Annotated in this window: 3 protein-coding genes; all 3 read right to left on the reverse strand. The window is 57.2% G+C overall.

What is annotated here, in order from left to right; genetic code table 11:
* Positions 1 to 99, reverse strand: a 99-nt coding sequence (locus MYY08_RS00355; protein ID WP_288012479.1) for a DUF3289 family protein, incomplete at its 3' end; no start/stop codon positions are given.
* Positions 100 to 352: 253 nt separating this feature from the next.
* Complete coding sequence (gene bglB / locus MYY08_RS00360) at positions 353 to 1,492, reverse strand: beta-galactosidase BglB (protein WP_038626759.1); 1,140 nt, start codon at positions 1,490 to 1,492, stop codon at positions 353 to 355.
* Positions 1,493 to 1,506: 14 nt separating this feature from the next.
* On the reverse strand, positions 1,507 to 3,099 hold the full coding sequence (locus MYY08_RS00365) for an MFS transporter (RefSeq protein WP_288012477.1): 1,593 nt from the start codon (positions 3,097 to 3,099) through the stop codon (positions 1,507 to 1,509).
* Between the last annotated feature and the right edge of the window lie 22 nt (positions 3,100 to 3,121).

Consider the following 3,121-nt stretch of genomic DNA (forward strand, 5'->3'; position numbering starts at 1 on the left):
CGGCTCGGTCAGATCGCCGTAACGCAGATCCTCCGCGCTGTAATCATCCATTCTGTTTTGTGTTTTAAATATTGTGCAGGGAAAGCGTAAAGCGGTCATTGGGCACTCCTTGTGCTGCTTCTTCCATATTCACTCCGGCGATAATAGGTTGCTGTGAAAATTGTGTAAATATCGAACGCCGTTACGCGATAAGGTAAAGTCGGGCTTGGCAGGCGCATAAGCGCCGAATAAAAAAGCCATAGAGGGGGCAGGTTGCTGACAAGAAGATAAGATGACGCGGAAAAAATTAAGCGGGGAAACAGCTACCTGACTGCGCCCCGTCAGCGGGGCGCATGGATTGACATCGATTAACTCAGAGATAAACGCGCAGATACTCCGTCAGGCAGAGTAGCGCCATCGCCTGACCGTAAGGCATGGAGGTCAGCGGAATCTGGCGATAGTAATCCAGATCGCTGCCCATTGCGGTGCCGAATGACACCTGCGTCAGTTCTCCATCCTCGTTGATATGATTCACTACGCCTTTCACCGCCAGCTCCGCCATCGGCAGGTAGTCGCGCGACAGGTAGCGCTTGCGCACCGCTTTTAAAATACCGTAGGCGAAGCCCGCGGTGGCGGATGCTTCCAGGTAGCTGTCGCGATCGTCAAGCAGGGTATGCCACAGTCCGCTCTCATGCTGCCACTGACGCAGCGCGGCGACCTGGCTCTCCAGCACCTGTTGCAGGAAACGGCGCGTGGCGTGCTGCTCCGGCCAGCCCATCAGCTCGATAAACTCAGGGATGACGATGGTCAGCCAGCTATTGCCGCGCGCCCAGCGCGCCCTGGCAAAATTGTGGCGGCCGTCGAAGTTCCAGCCGTGAAACCACAGACCGGTCTCCCGATCCATCAGGTACTGTACGTGCAGCAGGAACTGATAGCTTGCTTCCTCGACATACTCCGGACGATTAAGCAGCTTGCCGATTTTCGCCAGCGGCAGCACGCTCATCATCAGCGTGTCGTCCCACAGCTGCTGGTGGTTCTCATTGTTGTAGACGATATGCTGCAGGCCGCCCTGTTCGGTACGCGGCATTTCGTACATGACCCATTCCGCCCAACGCTCCAGCACCGGCAGCAGCGCCGGATTGCGCGTCTCTTCGTAGCGATAAGCCAGCGTCAGCAGCGGGCAAACGGTATTGACGTTTTTGGTCGGCGTGCCTTCCGCCAGGCGCTGACGGAACCAGTCGTCGATAATCGCCAGCGTTTTTTCATCGCCGGTCTGCTGGTAGTAGTGATACATGCCGTACAGACCGATGCCGTGCGTCCATTCCCAGCCGGCCCAGCCTTTGGTATCGATGACGCGCCCGTCATCCAGCCGCAGTAAGAATTCGCCGCTTTCATCGGTAATAGCGACCAGGTTATCGGTCAGCTTCTCAATCAGCTGCACCAGCTGAGGACGCGGCAGAAGGAATTCAGGCTGGCGCAGCAGGGCGCTATGTTTTACAGGAAATACAGTCATCGTTCAGATCCTATCTATCGTTTCAAAGTATGCGGCAACGCCGCGTCGGCAGCCTGGACAGGGCGCAGCGGCGGCGCGGGCGGGCGATGGCGGTTAAGAAAGCCAATATTGTTATTGCCCCACAGGTTTTCATAAGGCAGCCCGGCGAGCGTCTCAACCGTCTCGCGCGCTTCGGGCGTAATGCGATCCGGCACCGGATGTCCGGCAAGGCGCATTTTGTTGGTCTCTTCGCGCAGTACGGAATGGGTATGCAGGTTCAGGCGAAAGCGCAGGGAAATAAAGAAGCCGATCGCCAGCATGCACAGCGTGCCGACGCTCAGAATCAGCAGAATGGTGTGCTGTACGCTATCGCTCTGCTGCGCCTGGCCGGAAACAAAGCCGGAGAGTTGCAGTACGATGCCGACCAGCATCACGGCGCCCGCCTGAGAGGCTTTGCGCGTCAGCGTCATAATGCCGGCGAAGATCCCTTCGCGGCGCTGACCGGTAATCACCTCATCGACGTCAGCGATATAGGTGTAGATATTCCACGGCACATAGTTGATGCCCCCGCGGCCCAGCCCGGCCAGCGCGGAGATCAGCACCAGCAGCGCCATGCTATCGTTCATGCCGGTATACCAGAGCGCGGCGTAGGAGAGGGCGCTCAGGGCGAACAGCGTTACTACCAGGCGATAGGAAGGCGCAGGCCCAAGGCGGATACAGAGCGGGATCATGCCCATTACCGCAATAAACTGCAAAATCGCCATCGTGCCCATCAGGCTGGAAGCGATCTGCGCGCTCTGCATCAGCACAAACACCACATACCAGGTGAAAACGGCATTAAACACATCCTGCGCGATATAGCCGCCGAGATACATGCCCAGATGCTGACGGAAAATGCGGATGCGCAGCGTTGAGGCAAGTTCGACATAAAGGCGTTTCAGGCTCTGCGCCAGCGTCAGTTGCCGCTTTTCCTCTTCTGCACGGCGCGATTCCTCGGAAAAATCTTCCGGCGCGCGCTCCCAGGTGAACAGCCACACCAGCGTCAACACGATGGCGCAGATAATCGAGAACACCAGGCTGGCGTAGAAAAAGGAGATGGCGTTGTCTTTACCGAAATGGTTAATCAGCACGCCGGGCAGGAAAGCCGCCAGAATGGCCGACAGCTGCGCCAGCGCGATGCGCGCGCCGGAAAACTTGGTTTTCTTTTTGAAATCGTCGGTCATCTCCGGCACCAGCGTTTCATAAGGCACCAGAATCATGGTATAGACGATATCAAACAGCAGGTAGGTGAGCAGGTAATAGAGATAGCTCATCTCGCCGACCCACATCAGGCTGTAGCTGAATACGCAGGGAATGCCGAGCAGAATAAAGAATTTGCGGCGGCCAAAGCGCTTGCCCAGCCAGGTAGAGCCGAAGTTATCGGTCAGAAAGCCCATCAGCGGGCTGATGACGGCGTCAAGCACGCGCGCCATGGCGAAAATAAAGGTCGCCTCGATCGGCGTCAGACCACAGAAGGTGGTGTAGAAGTAAAGCAGCCAGGCCGCCGTCAGGGCGGTGGTGCCGGCGCCCAAAAAATCGCCCGATCCATAAGCCAGGTAGTGCCGTAAGCCAATTTTACGCTCTGGCATTGTCAATCTCCTCATCATGACT

The sequence above is a fragment of the Mixta sp. genome (assembly GCF_024610815.1).
Lineage (GTDB): Bacteria > Pseudomonadota > Gammaproteobacteria > Enterobacterales > Enterobacteriaceae > Mixta > Mixta calida.